Origin of the sequence: Pseudomonas akapageensis (genome assembly GCF_011355085.1) — a bacterium.
GTDB classification, from domain to species: Bacteria; Pseudomonadota; Gammaproteobacteria; order Pseudomonadales; family Pseudomonadaceae; genus Aquipseudomonas; species Aquipseudomonas akapageensis.
In genome coordinates this window covers 244321-262150 of sequence record NZ_VXCP01000002.1, presented here as the reverse complement: position 1 = coordinate 262150, position 17830 = coordinate 244321, and the positions used below count along the sequence as shown (strand labels likewise).

Sequence of the window (17830 nt, the reverse complement as noted above, 5' to 3'; positions counted from 1 at the left end):
ATCCGGGGATGGGTTTTTGTGTAAGGCTTTCGATCGCTTCGCGGGCAAGCCCGCTCCCACAGGAGATGTGTGTTGCCTGCCCCTGTGGGAGCGGGCTTGCCCGCGATGAGGCCGAACCTGCTATCAGCGAACTTCAGCCACCAACAAATCATCAGTCGGACGCTCATCAGAAATCGACGTCCCCCCCGAAGCCAGCTCAGCCTGCAGCTTGTCCTCATCCAGCTCCTTGACCCACTTGGCCACGACCAGGGTGGCTACGCCATTGCCGATCAGGTTGGTCAGGGCACGTGCTTCGGACATGAAGCGGTCGATACCCAGGATCAGCGCCAGGCCGGCAACCGGCAGGTGGCCCACGGCGGACAGGGTCGCCGCCAACACGATGAAACCACTACCGGATACACCCGCGGCGCCTTTGGAAGCAACCAGCAACACCAGCAACAGGGTGATCTGATGGGTGATGTCCATGGTGGTGTCGGTCGCCTGGGCGATGAACACGGCGGCCATGGTCAGGTAGATGGACGTACCGTCGAGGTTGAACGAGTAACCGGTCGGGATGACCAGGCCTACTACCGACTTCTTCGCGCCCAGACGCTCCATTTTCACCAACATGCGCGGCAGGGCCGATTCCGAAGAGGAAGTCCCGAGCACGATCAGCAGCTCTTCACGGATGTAGCGAATCAATTTGACGACGCTGAAGCCATGCGCACGGGCGATCCCGCCCAGCACCACGAGGATGAACACCACGCAAGTGATATAGAAGCACAGCATCAGTTGACCCAGCTGAACCAGCGAACCCACACCATACTGACCGATGGTGAAGGCCATGGCGCCAAAGGCACCGATCGGCGCGAGCTTCATGATCATGTTGATGATGTTGAACATCACATGGGCGAAGCGATCGATCAGGTCCAGCACCGGTTTGCCATAGGCACCCAGGCGATGCAGGGCGAAACCGAAGATCACCGAGAACATCAGCACCTGAAGAATATCGCCATTGGCGAAGGCACCGACCACGGTCGTCGGGATGACGTTGAGCAGGAAGCCCACGGTGGTCTGTTGCGCACCGGCGGCGGCATAGGCTGCGACGCTGCTGGCGTTCAGGGTGGTGACATCGATGTGCATGCCAGCGCCTGGCTGGACCACGTTGACCACGATCAAGCCGATGATCAGGGCAATGGTCGAGACGATTTCAAAGTACAGCAGCGCATAGCCGCCGGTCTTGCCGACCGACTTCATGTTCTGCATGCCGGCGATGCCGCTGACCACCGTACAGAAAATGATCGGGGCGATGACCATCTTGATCAGCTTGACGAACCCGTCGCCCAGTGGCTTGAGCGCCACGCCGGTCTCGGGATAGAAATGGCCCAGCAAAATACCGATGGTGATCGCGACGATCACCTGGAAATACAGCGATTTGTACAGTGGCTTACGAGTCGTCATGGCAAATTCCTCAAGTGTATCGCCGGGCATCAATGTCTTGATGCAGTCGACACCTAACACGCGAACCCTCCTGTACCCGGAGGGATTTGTTTTTTTGAGCTGCGACAGGCAGGTCTGCAGTCTCCTATCGCAAGGCGCGTGCCACTTTGTCGGAAGGTGCTGGAGGTCGCGGACTGCGGCGCTTTCAGGCCGCCTGCGAGGTGTTCGGCGGCCAGCAGGCTTGGCGGATTTCCGCCCATAGCATGGATAAAACCGGAGGCAATGGCGGGTATCCGCCTGATCAGGTGGGATCAGGTCGCGCGAAAAAGCACGCGAAAGGCTGCGCCACCCAAGGGCGAATCGCCCAGGGTCAGCTGGGCGTCATAGCTTTCTATGATGTCCTTGACCACCGCCAGGCCAATGCCCTGCCCCGGATTCTGTCGATCCAGCCGTTCGCCACGTTCGAGGATGCGCGCGCGCTGGCTGTGCGGCACGCCTGGGCCATCGTCTTCGACACAGAGTTCGATGCCTTCGGGCAGCCGTTGCAGACTGATGTGGATTTCGCCAAGGCACAGGCGATAGGCGTTTTCCAGCAAGTTACCGAGCATTTCCAGCAAGGCGCCTTGCTCCATCGGCACTTGACCCTGGTTCGGAATGTCGAAGCTGACCTTGACCTGTTTGTCCCGGTAAACCTTCTCCAGGGTATTGCACAGGCTGTCGACGACCGGCTGCAATTCGACCCGATAGCGCACCAGTCCGCTTTTGCGCAGGCTGGCGCGCTGCAGCTGATAGCCGATCTGTTGGCTCATGCGTTCGATCTGGGTTTGCAGAATACGCGCCTGCTCCTTGTCTTGCGGGCGCTGAGCGATGGTTTCAGTGACTCCTTGCAAAACGGCCAGCGGGGTTTTCAGGCTGTGGGCCAGATCGCCCAGCGAGTCCCGGTAGCGGCCGCGCTGCTCGCGTTCGCTGCGCAGCAGGCGGTTGAGAGAGCCGGTCAGGCGCAACAATTCGCGAGGATGTTCTTCACTCAGGCCCTGGCGAGTACCCGCCTCGACCTGATCGAGCTCCAGACTCATTTGCCGCAATGAACGCAAGCCCCAGGTCATCCCGGCCCAAAGCAGCAACAACAGGACGAGCAAGGCGGCACCGAAACCCAGGTAGAGTTTCTCGCGCAGGCCGGACAGGGTCATCTGGTACTCGCGCACCGGCTGCAACGCGACAATACTGAAGGCCGCGGTCTTGCCTCCCAGCAATTTGACTTCCACGTCATAGACAAAGAACTCTTCGCCATCGGCCTGGCGGATACGCGCGAACTCATTGCCACGGCCGTCGTAACGCGGGGTGTAATTGATGTTTTCTTCGACCGTTGCCCGCGAGCGCCAGACCAGTGTGCCCTGGCGGTTATAGATGTAGCCGAGCAGACGACCATCCGGCAGGTCGAACTGCTCATCGGGCAGTAATGTCGGCATTTGCAGGCTGCCGTCTTCTACCCGCGCGGCCGAAATCAGCGTCGTCACATCCGAGGCCAGGCGCTTCTCGATCGACTCCTGCAACGCCAGGCTGAAAGCGCCCTGCAATGCCGGCAGCATGCCGAGCATGAACAGCAGGGCGAGCACCGTTGCCGCCAGCATCAAGCGTACGCGCAGCGATCGAATCATCGGCAGCGCTCGGTGAACAGGTAACCCAGGCCACGCACCGTGTCGATTGGCTTGAACCCATTCGTACCTTCAAGCTTGCGGCGCAGACGCCCCACCAGCACTTCGATGACGTTGGGATCGCGCTCGTCATCGTCGGGGTAAAGCTGCTCCATGAGGCGATCCTTGGCGACCACCTGCTGATGGTGGCGCATCAGGAACTCCAGAATCCGGTATTCATACGCGGTCAACCCCAGGACCTCATCGTCGAGCAAGGCCTGTTTGCGATTGAGGTCGAGCAACAGCGGCCCGGCGACGATGGTCGACTGGGTGAAGCCACTCGAGCGGCGCAGCAACGCATTGAGGCGCGCCTCCAGCTCTTCGAACTGAAAAGGCTTGACCACATAGTCGTCGGCGCCACTGGCCAGGCCTTCGACCTTGTCCTGCCAATTGCCCCGGGCCGTAAGAATCAGAATGGGAAAGGTCTTGCCCTGGGTACGCAGCTGCCGGATCAGATCCAGGCCGCCCATGCCCGGCAGACCCAGGTCGATTACCGCCAGGTCATGATTGAACTGATCGGCTTGGTACAGCGCATCGATGGCATTGGCCACCGCTTCGACCACATGCCCGCTTTCCGTCAATCGGCTGTGTAAGTGATGACGCAACAGCGCTTCATCTTCTACCACCAGCAATTTCATTGCATTCTCCAATGCCCCATGCCTCGACAACCTGTCGAGACAAATCCCTGATACAGCAACACTGCACCGAACCTGCAGCCCTCCGGCTTGCGGGTTCGGTGCACGATTGACACTACCTTAGAACGCGTAGTTGGCCGACAGATAGGTCTGGGCACTGCTGTTGAGCTGCAGTGAACCCAGCTTGCTGCCGCCGCCGTGTTCGGTCACTTCGGTACTGGCGTTGCTGCGCAGGTAACGATAACCCAGTTCCACCGAAGCACTCTGCGAGATCTTCTGCAACACCCCCACCTGAGCACCGACGGCGTAACCTGTATTGGTATCGCGGCTGTAGCCGGAAGACTCCTGGCTCAACTTGGTCACACCCAGGCTGCCGCCACCGAACAGCTTGGTGCTGGCAGTGACAGGCATGAACAAGTCGTAGCTGCCCAGCAGGTTTTCCTGACGCAGTTTCAAGCCATTATGGCTGCCGGACGCATTGTCGTAGGTCGCGTAGTAACGGCGCTCATCGTTCTGTTGGCCCAGGCGCAGACCCCAGGTATTTTCCTTGTTGATAATGCCGTTGGCATTGGGATTTTGCAGATTGGTGTTGAGCTGGTTGGACTTCTTGACCTTGTCGCTGGTCTGACCATAAGTAAGGCCGGCAAAGGTGCTGTCAGAGGCTTGTGCAACGGTGGCGGCACCGAGTACAGCCATTGCTAGAATCAGTTTGTTGATTGCTTTCATAAGGTTCATCTCCGCGCCAGGCGCTGTTGTTGGGTACGTCGCTAGGTTAAGCAACGCCCCCTGAACCGTTCCTGAACCCCAACTGAACCCAGGCTGAACCAAATGGACTGGGCGAAAGTGACTCTGATTGGAGGATCGACCATGCGTTTTTTGCTCGCACTTGTCCTGATCGCCGCCAGCGCCTTGGCCCAGGCCGAGATCAAGACCCAGGTGGTTCACTATCCGGGCCCTGACGGCATCGACCTGATCGGCTATCACGCCTATGACGACAGCTTCACCGGCGCACGCCCCGGCGTGATCGTGGTGCATGAGTGGTGGGGCCTGAACGACTATGTCAAACGCCGCGCCCGCGAACTCGCTGCATTGGGCTACAGCGCCATGGCCATCGACATGTATGGCCAGGGCAAGAACACCGAACACCCGCAGGACGCCATGGGCTTCTTGCAGACCGCGACCAAAGACTCGGATGCCGCGGCCAGGCGCTTCGATGCCGGGGTGGCGGCACTCAAGCAACTCCCACCGACCGATCCACAGAAGATCGCCGCCATTGGCTACTGCTTCGGCGGCAAGGTGGTGTTGGACGCAGCCCGCCGTGGCGTGCCACTGGCCGGCGTCGTGAGCTTCCACGGCCCGCTGGCGACCCAGACACCGGCGACCCGGGGCAGCGTCGTGGCGCCGATCCTGGTGGAGCACGGTGGCAGCGACAGCATGGTCACCCCGCAGAACGTGGCGGCCTTCAAGCAGGAAATGGCCGATGCCAATGCCGCATATGAGTTCGTCAGCATCGAAGGCGCCAAGCATGGCTTTACCAATCCGGACTCCGACCGGCTCAGCCATGGCGAACACGGTGGGCCGGATATTGGTTACAACGAGAGTGCCGACAAGAGTTCGTGGGAGGATATGAAGGCGTTTTTGGCGAAGGTATTCAAATAACGTACGTCACCCCCTCGTTCCCACGCTCCGCGTGGGAACGAGGAGGTGTGGGGCTATCCAACGGGGATCTCGACACGGCAAAATGGTTTGCATGAACCAGCCTCTCCCCACCTGCTGCACCGCCCTGCAAACCCACTGGCCCCTGCCCCAGCCTCTACCCGGCGCAGTCCTGGTCAGCTGCGGATTCGACTCCACCCGCCTTGCCAGCGATGACTTCCAGCGCAGCGGCATCGAGCAGACACCCAGCCTGCAACGCTCGGTCGCCAAGCGCCAGGCCGAGTTCCTGGCCGGACGCATCTGCGCTCGCGAAGCCCTGCGCCGACTCGACGGGCGCGAGTACGCCCCGACCACAGGCGAAGACCGTGCACCGATCTGGCCTGTCGGCATCAGCGGCTCGATCACCCATGGCACCGGCTGGGCAGCCGCGATCGTGGCACACCAGAGCGATCATCGAGGCCTGGGCCTGGACATGGAAACCCTGCTCAGCGAAGAGCGCGCCCAGCGCCTGGCCGGGGAAATCCTGATACCGGATGAACTGCAGCGCATGGCTGCCGACCGTGTAGCCCTGACTGTCACCTTGACCTTTTCCCTGAAGGAAAGCCTGTTCAAGGCGCTCTACCCGATCGTGCAGCAACGCTTCTATTTCGAACACGCCGAACTGCTCGAATGGTCAGACGATGGCAGCGCGCGCTTGCGCTTGCTCACCGACCTGTCGAGCGAGTGGCGACACGGGTGCGAATTGCAGGCGCAATTCTGCGTCGAGGGTCAGCGCCTGCTGAGCCTGGTCAGCGTCTGAAGCCTCATGGACAAAGAGGGCAATGCTCGCAATGCCCAACCCATTCGACCTTGTAACTCAGGCAGCAACTGCGGCGCCGCCGGCGGCCATCCTCGAGATAGTGCACCGCACCCTGCAGCGGGCCGGGAGCGTCGAAAAGACGCCGGGCCGGCAGTAGCTCAGCGCCCAGCCGCGTCTCCACCGCCGTGATGCACTGCTCCAGAAAATCCCCGGCATTGCCCCACAAGACTGCCGCCGAGACACCACCATAGGCACTCAGCGCATCGATGACCGGTCGCAGGTTGGCCTCGATCACAGGCGTCAGCTCAACATCCCCGGCCGCTCCGCTGGCCAGTGGCTTGAGCGCAACCGGCAAGCCGCGGTAATCCAGCGCAACCGCCACCTCGTCAAAGCCCAGCGGCAACCGCCAGCCATGCATCAGCCCCGGCACCAGCAGCGCCGGCCAGAACTGCATGAAGTAGTACTTGGACCACTGGGATACCAGCACCGGCAACTGGCTCGGCATCAACTTCGGCCCATAGATCTGCAGCAACACGCGATCGAGCCGCGCTGGCTGCAACAGCTCCGGCAAGATCAACGTCGGTCGCGGGTCGTCCGGGGTCAGCAGACCTTCGACCAGATCGGCAGCCGGCCCCAGGTCCCAGTCGCTCATTTCTTTTCCTGATAGCGCGGCCAGGCCAGGCTGAAGCAGGCGCCACCCAGGGCTTCGCTCTTGCTGATCGAAGCGCGGCCGTCATGCCAATGGATGATCCGCCGCACGATAGACAAGCCCAGCCCATGCCCGCCCGAGGCCCGGGTACGGCTGTCGTCCAGGCGCATGAAAGGAGTGAACAGCTTGTCCCAGTCCCTTTCCGGCACGCCCGGCCCATCGTCTTCGACATCGACCCGGCAGCGTTGCAGCCCCAGCTGATAGCTCAGGCGCACCTGGGATTCGGCATGGCGCATGGCGTTGCTCACCAGATTCTGCAGCGCCCGATGCAGGTAACGCGGCTCAGCCTCGACCCAGGCGCCCTCTTCGCCGCCATGGCAGGCGCCACGAAACACCGCCACGTCGGCGCGCAGTGGCGCCAGCTCGGAAATGATCTGGTCGATCATGGCGTCCAGATCGATCCGTTGAAAATGCAGCGCCGGTGCGCCCTGCTCCAGACGCGCATAGGTGAGCATCTCGTCCACCAGCTTGTCGAGCTCCTGAATGTCGCCATCCATGCCCGCCAGGTATTTCTCCCGGGCCTTGTCATTGCTGGCCGATTCGATCATTTCCAGGCCAAAGCGCAAGCGCGCCACGGGTGTGCGCAGCTCGTGGGACACCGCCCGCACCAGCTCGCGCTGAATCATCAGCGAGCGCTGCAGGTTTTCCGTCATGCCATTGAATGCCGCCGCCAGCCGCCCTATCGAGTCGGCATCGCCGGCCGGCACACGGGTGTCGAGGCTGCCCTGGGCGATGCGCGTGGCAGCTGACTCAAGCCCGAGCAGGCGCCGCTCCAAGCGGCGAACCAGCAGGTAAACGATCAAGCCGATCAGGCACAGGCCCAGCATCGCGATCAATATCAACATCTGCGGTGGATAGGGATTCATCTGATACAGCGGGCCGATTTCCAGCACCCAGGGCGTTTCGACCATACCGGCGAACACCCGGATCGAATCGCCGCCCTTGCCCAGCGCCATCACCGTGTCGCCCTCATCGACGCGGCGACGCTGGTCTTCGTCCATGTCGGCGTTGTCCAGGGTCACCAGGCGCAGTTCAAAGCCGAAGCCCTTGCTCTTTTTTAGCTCCTCAAGCCGCCGGGGCTGCTCGCTGACCGGGTAGCGCACCAGTTCATCGACCAGCAAATAGATAGTCGCCCGCGCCAGCTGCTCGCTGATCTGCTGCACTTCGCCGGTCAGCAACAGGTGTTCCGTACCGACCTGGCGCAGCACCTTGGCCGCATGGGGGCCGGTCTGTTCCACCAACACCTGGCCGCGCGCCAGTCGGCTGCGCTGGCCGTTCTCCAGGTTCGCCTCTTCGAAGGTCTGCAACCCCAGCGGAATGCCGAGCAAGCGTTCCCAGATCACCAGGGAGCGCTTGCGCTCGACCTCGGTCATGTTCGCCAGATTGTCGGCCATCAGGGTAAAGGTGCCGTGGGCCAGACGCTCGCGGTACTGGCCGCTGCGCACCTCATTGAGCAAATGCAGGCTGAGCACGCCCAATACCGCGACCATCACCAGGGCGGCGAGCATGCCACCGTAAATGCGCAGAAAGATCGAATTCATTCAGTAAGGCTGCCCGGGCTCGATGCGGCCCATGGCCTCGGCCGCCTCGCGGACGAACAGGTAGCCCTTGCTGCGAATGGTCTTGATCATGCGTGGATGAATCGGGTCGTCGCCGATTTTCGGGCGAATGCGCGAAATGCGTACATCTATGGAGCGGTCCTGGCCGTCATAACCGACGCCACGCAGTGCGATGAAGATTTCTTCGCGCGACAGGATGCGCCCGGCATTGGCCACCAGCAGCCACAACAGATCGAACTCGGCACTGGTCAGCTCGATACTGCTGTCCGCCAGCCAGGCCTCGCGCAGGGTGTTATCGACCACCAGCGGGCCGAATTGCAGGCGTTCGCGCTCGCCCTCGGCTGCTTCGGCCGCCTCACTGGTCTCGCTGCGCCGCAACAGGGCATTGATGCGCGCCAGCAACAGGCGCGGGCGCACCGGCTTGCACACGTAATCATCGGCGCCGATGTCCAGGCCCTGGATCTGGTCCAGGTCGTCGGTGCGCGCCGTCAGCATCAGGATCGGCCCGGAAAACCGGTCACGCACCTTGCGGCAGATGCTCAGGCCGTCTTCGCCGGGCAGCATCAGGTCGAGGATCACCAGGTCCGGCTGCTCGGCAATGATCCGTGCCGCGGCCAGGGCGCCATTACTTTCGATGGCGACATTAAAGCCATTGTTTTCCAGGTAGTCGCGGGTCAACTCAGCCAGTCGCTGGTCGTCCTCGACAATCAATACCTGCCAGGCTTCTTGCTCCACGGGGTACCTCTGTTGTGCACTGTTGTTATTAAAAGGCTCAATGCCTGTTGCCAAACAAAAAAGGCAACATTTGCCATGAATACTACGACGATAACCACCACTTTGCCCTTGCATTCTACCCAGTCAGGTCAACCCGCACACAACCTGCCAATTGCCGTCGGTAAAGACCGTTTTTTGTGATAGGGTTCGCGCCCTCAAAAATTGCCGCCAGCGCCTTCGGCGAGCAAAAAAAAGCGTGAAAAGGGTCTGATGCAGCTGTGATGCGGCCTACGTGAGTTTCAACATTTTCACTCACACTTTACCCACAAGTTATCCACAGGCGCCCACCTTGCAATACCCCTGATACCGCATTATCTTGTATCTCAAGCGCGGCAAAACACTACATGTTGGGTTTTGCACAAAAAACCAAGCACAAGTCAAACGATAAACTCAAGCCTTTTTCCAGTGCTTTTTTCGTTTGAACCAAACACGAATTCAGCAGCCAAACCGCTCCAGCGGAGGGCGACCGATTTAGAACAGTTTTTGGATCGACGATTCAAATTCTTTGACCTTCGGCCAGGGAGCGGCACGTACAAGCCCACTCCTGATCTGTCCCGAAGTTGTTATGCCCGGCCCCATTGTGGATGGCCGGTTGTAGTGCGTCTGGACGGAACGGCAGGCACGCCTGGCGTGCCTAAACAAACATAGAGAACGCGGAGACACCCATGCAAACCGACACAACTCGCGAGAACCCGCAGGCCAACGCGCCGCAGGCTGCAGATTCGAACCTGGATCTGGCTGCCACCGCGCCTGGCCAATTGCGCGTGATCAAGCGTAACGGCACTGTCGTTGCCTACACCGATGACAAGATCACCGTCGCTATCACCAAAGCGTTCCTCGCAGTTGAAGGCGGCACCGCTGCCGCCTCGTCGCGCATTCACGACACCGTCGCCCGCCTGACCGAACAAGTCACCGCCACCTTCAAGCGTCGCATGCCTTCGGGCGGCACCATCCACATCGAAGAAATCCAGGACCAGGTCGAACTGGCCCTGATGCGCGCCGGCGAGCAGAAAGTCGCCCGTGACTACGTGATCTACCGCGATCAACGTGCCAAGGAACGCGCCACCCGCTCCACCACCGAGCAGCCGGCGCAGCCGCACCCAAGCATCCGCATCACCCGCGCCGACGGCAGCCTCGCGCCGCTGGACATGGGCCGCCTGAACACCATCATCAGCGAAGCCTGCGAAGGCCTGGCCGAAGTCGATGGCGAGCTGATCCAGCGCGAAACCCTGAAGAACCTGTACGACGGCGTAGCCCTGAAAGACGTCAACACCGCCCTGGTGATGACCGCCCGTACCCTGGTCGAGCGTGAGCCGAACTACTCGTTCGTCACCGCCCGCCTGCTGATGGACACCCTGCGTGCCGAAGGCCTGAGCTTCCTGAACGTGGCCGACAGCGCCACCCACCACGAAATGGCCGATGTGTACGCCAAGGCGCTGCCTGCCTACGTCGCCAAAGGTATCGAGTACGAGCTGCTGAACCCGGTGCTGGCCACCTTCGACCTGGAAAAACTGGGCAAGGCCATCGAGCACGAACGCGACCAGCAGTTCACCTACCTGGGCCTGCAGACCCTCTACGACCGTTACTTCATCCACAAGGATGGCGTGCGTTTCGAACTGCCGCAGATCTTCTTCATGCGCGTGGCCATGGGCCTGGCGATCGAAGAGAAAGACAAAGAAGCCCGTGCCATCGAGTTCTACAACCTGTTGTCGTCCTTCGACTACATGGCTTCGACCCCGACCCTGTTCAACGCCGGTACCCTGCGTCCACAGCTGTCGAGCTGCTACCTGACCACCGTGCCGGATGACCTGTCGGGCATCTACCACGCGATCCACGACAACGCCATGCTGTCCAAATTCGCTGGCGGCCTGGGCAACGACTGGACCCCGGTCCGTGCACTGGGTTCGTACATCAAGGGCACCAACGGCAAGTCCCAGGGCGTCGTACCGTTCCTGAAAGTGGTCAACGACACCGCCGTCGCCGTTAACCAGGGTGGCAAGCGCAAAGGCGCAGTCTGTGCCTACCTGGAAACCTGGCACCTGGACATCGAAGAATTCATCGAGCTGCGCAAGAACACCGGTGATGACCGTCGTCGTACCCACGACATGAACACCGCCAACTGGATCCCTGACCTGTTCATGAAGCGCGTCTTCGACGACGGCAAGTGGACCCTGTTCTCGCCATCGGAAGTGCCAGACCTGCACGACCTGACCGGCAAGGCCTTCGAAGAGCGCTACGAGTACTACGAAGCCCTGACCGAGTACAACAAGATCAAGGTGTTCAAGACCATCCAGGCCAAAGACCTGTGGCGCAAGATGCTGTCGATGCTGTTCGAAACCGGCCACCCATGGCTGACCTTCAAGGACCCGTGCAACCTGCGCAGCCCGCAGCAGCACGTGGGCGTGGTCCACAGCTCGAACCTGTGCACCGAGATCACCTTGAACACCAACAAGGACGAGATCGCCGTCTGCAACCTGGGCTCGATCAACCTGCCGAACCACATCGTGGGCGGCAAGCTCGACACCGCCAAGCTGCAACGCACCGTCAACACTGCCGTGCGCATGCTCGACAACGTGATCGACATCAACTACTACTCGGTGCCGCAAGCGCGTAACTCGAACTTCAAGCACCGTCCGGTGGGCCTGGGCATCATGGGCTTCCAGGATGCGCTGTACCTGCAGCACATTCCTTACGGTTCCGACGCTGCCGTCGAGTTCGCCGACAAGTCCATGGAAGCGGTCAGCTACTTCGCCATCCAGGCCTCCTGCGACCTGGCCGACGAGCGCGGCGCCTACGAGACCTTCCAGGGTTCGCTGTGGTCCAAAGGCATCCTGCCGCTGGATTCGCAACAGATCCTGATCGAACAACGTGGCCAGAAGTACATCGACGTCGACCTGAACGAAACCCTGGACTGGGCACCGGTCCGCGCTCGCGTGCAGAAAGGCATTCGTAACTCGAACATCATGGCCATCGCACCGACCGCGACCATCGCCAACATCACCGGCGTATCCCAGTCGATCGAACCGACCTACCAGAACCTCTACGTGAAATCGAACCTGTCGGGCGAATTCACCGTGATCAACCCGTACCTGGTCCACGACCTCAAGGCCCGTGGCCTGTGGGACTCGGTCATGATCAACGACCTGAAGTACTACGACGGTTCGGTGCAGCAAATCGAGCGCATCCCGCAAGAGCTCAAAGACCTCTACGCGACCGCCTTCGAAGTGGAAACCAAGTGGATCGTCGACGCCGCCAGCCGTCGCCAGAAGTGGATCGACCAGGCTCAGTCCCTGAACCTGTACATCGCCGGCGCCTCGGGCAAGAAACTGGACGTGACCTACCGCATGGCCTGGTACCGTGGCCTGAAAACCACCTACTACCTCCGTGCCCTGGCCGCGACCAGCACCGAGAAGTCGACCATCAACACCGGCAAGCTCAACGCGGTCTCCAGCGGCGGCGACAGCGCCCCAATCCAGGCCGCCGGCCCGGCTCCAGTGCCAAAAGCCTGCGCCATTGACGAGCCGGATTGCGAAGCCTGCCAGTAAGTTGTTAGTGGGCGCCGCACGATTCTGAGCGGCTCCCGCGTTGTTGCCGGGCCGCTCGGACTCCTCACGTACTTAAAGTACGCTCCGGGGTCCAAGCAACCCGGCGCCTAGCGGGCGCTCACTCAGACTCGCGCTACAACTGCTGTGAATGTACGAAAAAGCTGGAACCCCACCGCTCCAGTTCCCTCTCCCCTTCTTTTATAAAGAGCGGAGAGGGCTAGGGTGAGGGGTCGATCTCAAGATCACCCCAGCACCAAAACAGAGGGACAATACCCTCCAAGAATTCCCATGTTTTTTGCGTGCAGTACCGTAACGCAACCAACGCATTCCAAAGATCCAACCGGCCCCTGAACAAGGTGGCCCTCACGCAGGAGACAGATCATGCTGAGCTGGGACGAATTCGATAAAGAAGACGGCGAACAACCCGCCAAAGGCGCCAACGCCGGCCACGCCGCCGAAGCGGCCATGGACAAACTCGACAACGCCGGTGGCGAAGCCGCCCGCGAAGCCCGCGCCGTCACCGCCAGCGACTCCGCTGCCGTAGCCCGCGCCAAGGCCGCCCTGGACAAACTCGACATCGCCGAAGGCCTGGCCGAGCTCGAAGGCTCCGCCGCCCGCGTCGCCGTCGACGAAAAGCGCATGATCAACTGCCGCGCCGACCTGAACCAACTCGTACCCTTCAAATACGACTGGGCCTGGCAGAAATACCTCGACGGCTGCGCCAACCACTGGATGCCGCAAGAAGTCAACATGACCGCCGACATCGCCCTCTGGAAAAACCCGGAAGGCCTGACCGACGACGAACGCCGCATCGTCATGCGCAACCTGGGCTTCTTCTCCACCGCCGACTCCCTGGTTGCCAACAACCTGGCCCTGGCCGTGTACCGCCTGATCACCAACCCGGAGTGCCGCCAGTACATCCTGCGCCAGGCCTTCGAAGAAGCGATCCACACCCACGCCTACCAGTACTGCATCGAATCGCTGGGTATGGATGAAGGCGAAATCTTCAACATGTACCACGAGATCCCATCGGTCGCGAAAAAAGCCGCCTGGGGCCTCAAATACACCCGCGCCATCTCCGACCCTGAATTCAACACCGGCACCGTCGAGACCGACAAAGAGCTGCTGCGCAACCTGATCGCCTACTACTGCGTTCTGGAAGGCATCTTCTTCTACTGCGGCTTCACCCAGATCCTCTCCATGGGCCGCCGCAACAAAATGACCGGCGTCGCAGAACAGTTCCAATACATCCTGCGCGACGAATCCATGCACCTGAACTTCGGCATCGACGTGATCAACCAGATCAAGATCGAAAACCCGCACCTGTGGGACGCCGAGCTGAAGGAAGAAGCGTCGCAGATGATTCTGCAAGGCACGCAGCTGGAGATCGAATACGCGCGTGACACCATGCCTCGTGGCGTGTTGGGCATGAATGCGGCGATGATGGAGGACTACCTGAAGTTCATCGCGAACCGTCGGTTGTCGCAGATTGGGTTGAAAGAGGAATACCCAGGGACTACGAACCCGTTCCCTTGGATGAGTGAGATTATGGACCTGAAGAAGGAGAAGAACTTCTTTGAGACTCGGGTTATTGAGTATCAGACGGGTGGGGCTTTGAGCTGGGATTGATTCTGGCTTGCGTAGAGTCGCACTAAAAGTTGAAATCGTCTCATCAGAGCCTGAAACAGGCGAGCTTACGGGTGATGCGATGGAGCCTTCTTGTGGGTTCATCGAGCGGAGCGCAAATCACGTACAAGCCGGTGACTGAAGCCGCTTTATCGATGGGCACATTAAGTGTCGCAAGTGGGCGAGTTATTGTCGCTCGCTGATTAAAAACCCGGCCTCAGTGCCGGGTTTTTTACTGGCTGACAGCTACGTGATAACCATTGGTGTCGGGCAGCTGAATAGGCAAAAACAGATATTCAAAGTAATCATCGGACGTAGGAATGCCGAGTGCCAGGCGATTGGCACTAGTGTGTAGGTATGTAACCGAGCGTCAGGATGCCAATATTAATGCAAGAACTCAGCACTCACCTATGAGGTGCTGCAAGAAATTGAAGACGAGGAAGTCGAAGAGTGCACACTTTTCCAAAAGGATCAGAATGGCGGCTGTGGGATCTCCACATCCATACCCCTGCCTCCTATAACTATAAAGGAGGAAGTTTTTCCAGCATGTCGGCGGCAGAAAAAGCCACTGCAATTACTCAAATCATTTCCAACATCAATGAAAGTGATGTGGCGGTGTACGCCATAAACGACTACTGGACCTTCGACGGCTATCTTGAACTTCGGAATGCACATAAGTCTGGTGAAGTAATCCACAAAACGGTTTTTCCAGCAATCGAGCTACGAATCGAATCAGCATCGAAGCACCGCCTAAATATCCATGTAATTCTATCGGATAAGCTCACAGACCAGCAGCTTAACGACTTCAAGGCGCAACTTCGGCTAAGACTAATCGATCGCCCACTATCTGACGAAGCTCTCATCGAGTATGCCCGTCGACTAGACGGGGCCAAAGCGAGGAAGCACGGTGCTCCAGAGGGGTACATGGACAATCCGGTTGCGCTTGCTCGACTAGGGGCAGAAACGGCGGAGATAACCAAGGCATCATTCGAAGCCGCCCTGAAAACCATCCCCGAAGATCACCGCCTAGTAATGGTTCCGTATGACTGCTACGGTGGGATGATAAAGATCGATTGGAAGGTCCAGCCGTCCGAGGATCTCTATTTCATGCAGTTGACGGACATAGTTGAGGATCGCGATCAAGAAAACATCGACCTGTTCGCCTGCCGAAAAACACCAGCGAATGAAGCCTTCATTGATGACTTCATAAAAACTATAGGAGGCAGGCCAAAACCTTGCGTCTCAGGTAGTGACGGTCACTCGATTGCCTCCTTCAAAACGTGGCGTGCCGAAACTAGAACCAGGAAAACATGGATCAAGGCAGACCCAACCTTTGAGGGCCTACGGCAGATCATCTTTGAACCGACCGCTCGGGTGCGAGTGCAGGAGTTGAGTCCCGGTGCGAGCTACATAAAGCCCTTTGTGAGGTCGGTTTCAATCGCTCAAGAGCTTTCTCCCTTTCCCGATAATCCGCTGTATGAAAATCCTCGCTTTGGCACGGAGCCTGAGCTTGTGTTGAATGGTGATCTTGTCTGTGTAATTGGTGGGCGAGGGACAGGAAAAAGTTGTTTGGTGGATTATCTTGGAAAGGCGTTCGGCCCAGCCTCCAAGACTTCACCGTATGTTCTAAGCGAGCATTTCTCGGTTGTTTTCAACAAAGATCTCACGAGCACAGCGACGCACCATGCAAAAGAAGGTGCTGAACTTCCCTTTGTCTATATTTCACAGAATGAGGTGAAGACGAAGGTTACGACCGGAACTGTCGGTGAAGAGATCAAGCAGATGCTCGGCATTCAAGGCCTGACGTTCAACAGTGAAGTGGACGCCAAGACCCGCGAAATTCTCACCATGGTCAATAACCAAAAGGAATGGTTCCAGCAGACGAACGAAAAAGGCGAGTTGATTTATGATCGGGTAAGCATTGAGTCTCAAATATCCAGAAGCCAGAGCCTGCTTGACTCGATTACGACTGAAACAAATAAGGAGAAGCTTGAGCGTTTCACTGCCAATGTGTCGAAGGTCTCAGGAGCCCAAGATAAGATCCGACGTCTCGCTCTGTTGAAAGAGGAGCTGGAGACGTTTAAGACGGTATTCGATCCGAAGGCGACAATCATCGATCGGAGTATTCCGCTGCTTGAAATCACGACACAATTGGAGGCCATTCGCCTGCTCATAGAACAGGCAGTTGCCGAGATTACCTCGCGCGAAGAAGACAACGCCAAGATTCGCGCTGACTTCGCCTTGGTTTATTCTGGAGACCTTACAGGGCTGCTACAGAACGCGGAGTCTTACCGAAGTACCATCGAGATGCTTAGGTCCAAGCTCGCGACAATTCAGGAGAAACAGAGGGAACTCGACGAGGCGATCGTTAAAAGAGCAGCGATACCCGCATTGATTGAGGCAGAGATAACCCGCCAGAAAGAGGCAATTGAAGCTAGATGGAAAGCCGTTCAGCAGGGCCACCCGGATTGGACTCCGGAGCAGAAGGACTTGATGAAGAGAATTCTTTCAGATCGGCAAATCACCCTTGAAGGCCGTATAATTTTCGATCAGGCGTTGTTCCTTGCGAAGCTGAAGGATGTCTTAAACTTAAGATCGTTCCGGGCAACCGCCGAACTTTCCACCGAGGATCGAATTCGGGAAACCTTCCAGATCACCGACTCCACCTCGTTCTTGCAATTTATGCAGGAACGTCTCCATCGTGTAGAGGATGAGGGCTACATTTCTGGCGACCTTGCGTCCTTGTTTTACAATGTTGCTCAGCGGTCCGTATTTCTCCGTGTTGAGCCAGTGATTTCGTATGGAGGTCGTCCCCTCGAACGTCTGTCGGTTGGCCAAAAGGGAACGGTTTACCTGTGCTTGAAACTCGCGACCCAAGCGTTCACTCAACCGCTGATCTTCGATCAGCCGGAAGACGATCTCGACAACGAGTTTATCATCGAAGAGCTGGTTGAAATTTTCCGCGGCATTAAGCAGTTTCGACAGGTCATCCTCGTGACTCACAACGCCAACCTCGTCGTCAACGCGGACGCTGAACAAGTGGTCGTTGCAGAGAATGAAAACGGAGTGCTGAAATACACCTCTGGCAGCCTGGAGGCCGGGGCGACAAATAAAGCAGTTCGTCGAATTCTAGAAGGTGGTGACGAGGCATTCTTGAATCGAGAGCTTCGGTATAACCTGAAATAAGAAACTGCCATTTTCCTGAAAAGCGATGACAGTGAAGCTGATCGTTACGGCCTCAGGGGCTTTTTGAGAAATAACATCTATTGCTGTCAAAAAGCTCCCGAACGACATTTATTCGGGCCTAAATGCGACAGTTTTGGTGTCTTTTTTTGTCGAAGCCTCTGTAAAATCCGAGGGGCGGAATGACATTTAATGTACCCATCGTCAAGCTGTGTCAGTGGGTACATTAAA

The 17830-nt window shown here is 58.6% G+C and carries 12 protein-coding genes; 5 read left to right on the top strand and 7 right to left on the bottom strand.

The annotated features are described in order from the left end of the window. Positions 1 to 123 precede the first annotated feature (123 nt). The 4 genes from F2S13_RS03060 to F2S13_RS03045 form a co-directional block, all read right to left on the bottom strand. Complete coding sequence (locus tag F2S13_RS03060; protein ID WP_166358937.1) at positions 124 to 1440, bottom strand: dicarboxylate/amino acid:cation symporter; 1317 nt, start codon at positions 1438 to 1440, stop codon at positions 124 to 126. A gap of 290 nt (positions 1441 to 1730) precedes the next feature. Next, complete coding sequence (locus tag F2S13_RS03055; protein WP_166358935.1) at positions 1731 to 3077, bottom strand: ATP-binding protein; 1347 nt, start codon at positions 3075 to 3077, stop codon at positions 1731 to 1733. Further along, positions 3074 to 3751, bottom strand: coding sequence for a response regulator (locus F2S13_RS03050; RefSeq protein ID WP_166358933.1), 678 nt, complete (start codon positions 3749 to 3751; stop codon positions 3074 to 3076). The genes F2S13_RS03055 and F2S13_RS03050 overlap by 4 nt, the downstream gene beginning before the upstream one ends. Before the next feature lie 117 nt (positions 3752 to 3868). Beyond that, positions 3869 to 4474 carry a hypothetical protein gene (locus tag F2S13_RS03045; RefSeq protein WP_166358931.1) on the bottom strand — a complete coding sequence of 202 codons (606 nt, stop codon included), beginning with the start codon at positions 4472 to 4474 and terminating at the stop codon, positions 3869 to 3871. A 141-nt stretch (positions 4475 to 4615) separates the two neighbouring features. Here F2S13_RS03045 and F2S13_RS03040 point away from each other — a divergent pair, with 141 nt between their 5' ends. Together F2S13_RS03040 and F2S13_RS03035 are read left to right on the top strand one after the other, a co-directional pair. Further along, a complete protein-coding gene (locus tag F2S13_RS03040) occupies positions 4616 to 5407 on the top strand; it encodes a dienelactone hydrolase family protein (RefSeq protein WP_166358929.1) in 792 nt (263 codons plus the stop codon). 91 nt (positions 5408 to 5498) lie between these two features. After that, the gene (locus F2S13_RS03035) at positions 5499 to 6203 is read left to right on the top strand and encodes a 4'-phosphopantetheinyl transferase family protein (RefSeq protein WP_166358927.1); all 705 of its coding nucleotides are present in this window, start codon (positions 5499 to 5501) and stop codon (positions 6201 to 6203) included. Between the two features lie 4 nt (positions 6204 to 6207). Here the strand turns inward: F2S13_RS03035 and fhuF are convergent, their stop codons facing one another. Genes fhuF through F2S13_RS03020 form a run of 3 tightly spaced genes read right to left on the bottom strand, consistent with a single transcriptional unit; the run spans position 6208 to position 9206 of the window. Continuing rightward, positions 6208 to 6894: a siderophore-iron reductase FhuF gene (gene fhuF, locus F2S13_RS03030; protein ID WP_166359204.1), complete on the bottom strand. Its 687-nt coding sequence runs from the start codon at positions 6892 to 6894 to the stop codon at positions 6208 to 6210. Next, on the bottom strand, positions 6852 to 8453 hold the full coding sequence (locus tag F2S13_RS03025; RefSeq protein WP_166358925.1) for an ATP-binding protein: 1602 nt from the start codon (positions 8451 to 8453) through the stop codon (positions 6852 to 6854). The genes fhuF and F2S13_RS03025 overlap by 43 nt, the downstream gene beginning before the upstream one ends. Beyond that, positions 8454 to 9206 carry a response regulator gene (locus tag F2S13_RS03020; RefSeq protein ID WP_166358923.1) on the bottom strand — a complete coding sequence of 251 codons (753 nt, stop codon included), beginning with the start codon at positions 9204 to 9206 and terminating at the stop codon, positions 8454 to 8456. Positions 9207 to 9910: 704 nt separating this feature from the next. Here F2S13_RS03020 and F2S13_RS03015 point away from each other — a divergent pair. The 3 genes from F2S13_RS03015 to F2S13_RS03005 all read left to right on the top strand — a co-directional run bounded on the left by F2S13_RS03015 (position 9911) and on the right by F2S13_RS03005 (position 17602). After that, positions 9911 to 12790, top strand: a complete 2880-nt coding sequence (locus tag F2S13_RS03015; protein WP_166358921.1) for a ribonucleoside-diphosphate reductase subunit alpha — start codon at positions 9911 to 9913, stop codon at positions 12788 to 12790. 381 nt (positions 12791 to 13171) lie between these two features. Beyond that, entirely contained in the window at positions 13172 to 14419 is a 1248-nt protein-coding gene (locus F2S13_RS03010) for a ribonucleotide-diphosphate reductase subunit beta (RefSeq protein ID WP_166358919.1), read from the top strand. A 447-nt stretch (positions 14420 to 14866) separates the two neighbouring features. Continuing rightward, positions 14867 to 17602 carry a TrlF family AAA-like ATPase gene (locus F2S13_RS03005; RefSeq protein WP_166358917.1) on the top strand — a complete coding sequence of 912 codons (2736 nt, stop codon included), beginning with the start codon at positions 14867 to 14869 and terminating at the stop codon, positions 17600 to 17602. The last annotated feature ends 228 nt before the right edge of the window (positions 17603 to 17830 follow it).

Bases quoted from the DNA above. Each gene is read 5' to 3' on its own strand.
- F2S13_RS03010 (WP_166358919.1), top strand. From the start codon at position 13,172: ATGCTGAGCTGGGACGAATTCGATAAAGAAGACGGCGAACAACCCGCC.
- F2S13_RS03040 (WP_166358929.1), top strand. From the start codon at position 4,616: ATGCGTTTTTTGCTCGCACTTGTCCTGATCGCCGCCAGCGCCTTGGCC.
- F2S13_RS03060 (WP_166358937.1), bottom strand. From the start codon at position 1,440: ATGACGACTCGTAAGCCACTGTACAAATCGCTGTATTTCCAGGTGATC.
- F2S13_RS03035 (WP_166358927.1), top strand. From the start codon at position 5,499: ATGAACCAGCCTCTCCCCACCTGCTGCACCGCCCTGCAAACCCACTGG.
- F2S13_RS03025 (WP_166358925.1), bottom strand. From the start codon at position 8,453: ATGAATTCGATCTTTCTGCGCATTTACGGTGGCATGCTCGCCGCCCTG.
- F2S13_RS03055 (WP_166358935.1), bottom strand. From the start codon at position 3,077: ATGATTCGATCGCTGCGCGTACGCTTGATGCTGGCGGCAACGGTGCTC.
- F2S13_RS03050 (WP_166358933.1), bottom strand. From the start codon at position 3,751: ATGAAATTGCTGGTGGTAGAAGATGAAGCGCTGTTGCGTCATCACTTA.
- F2S13_RS03045 (WP_166358931.1), bottom strand. From the start codon at position 4,474: ATGAAAGCAATCAACAAACTGATTCTAGCAATGGCTGTACTCGGTGCC.
- F2S13_RS03015 (WP_166358921.1), top strand. From the start codon at position 9,911: ATGCAAACCGACACAACTCGCGAGAACCCGCAGGCCAACGCGCCGCAG.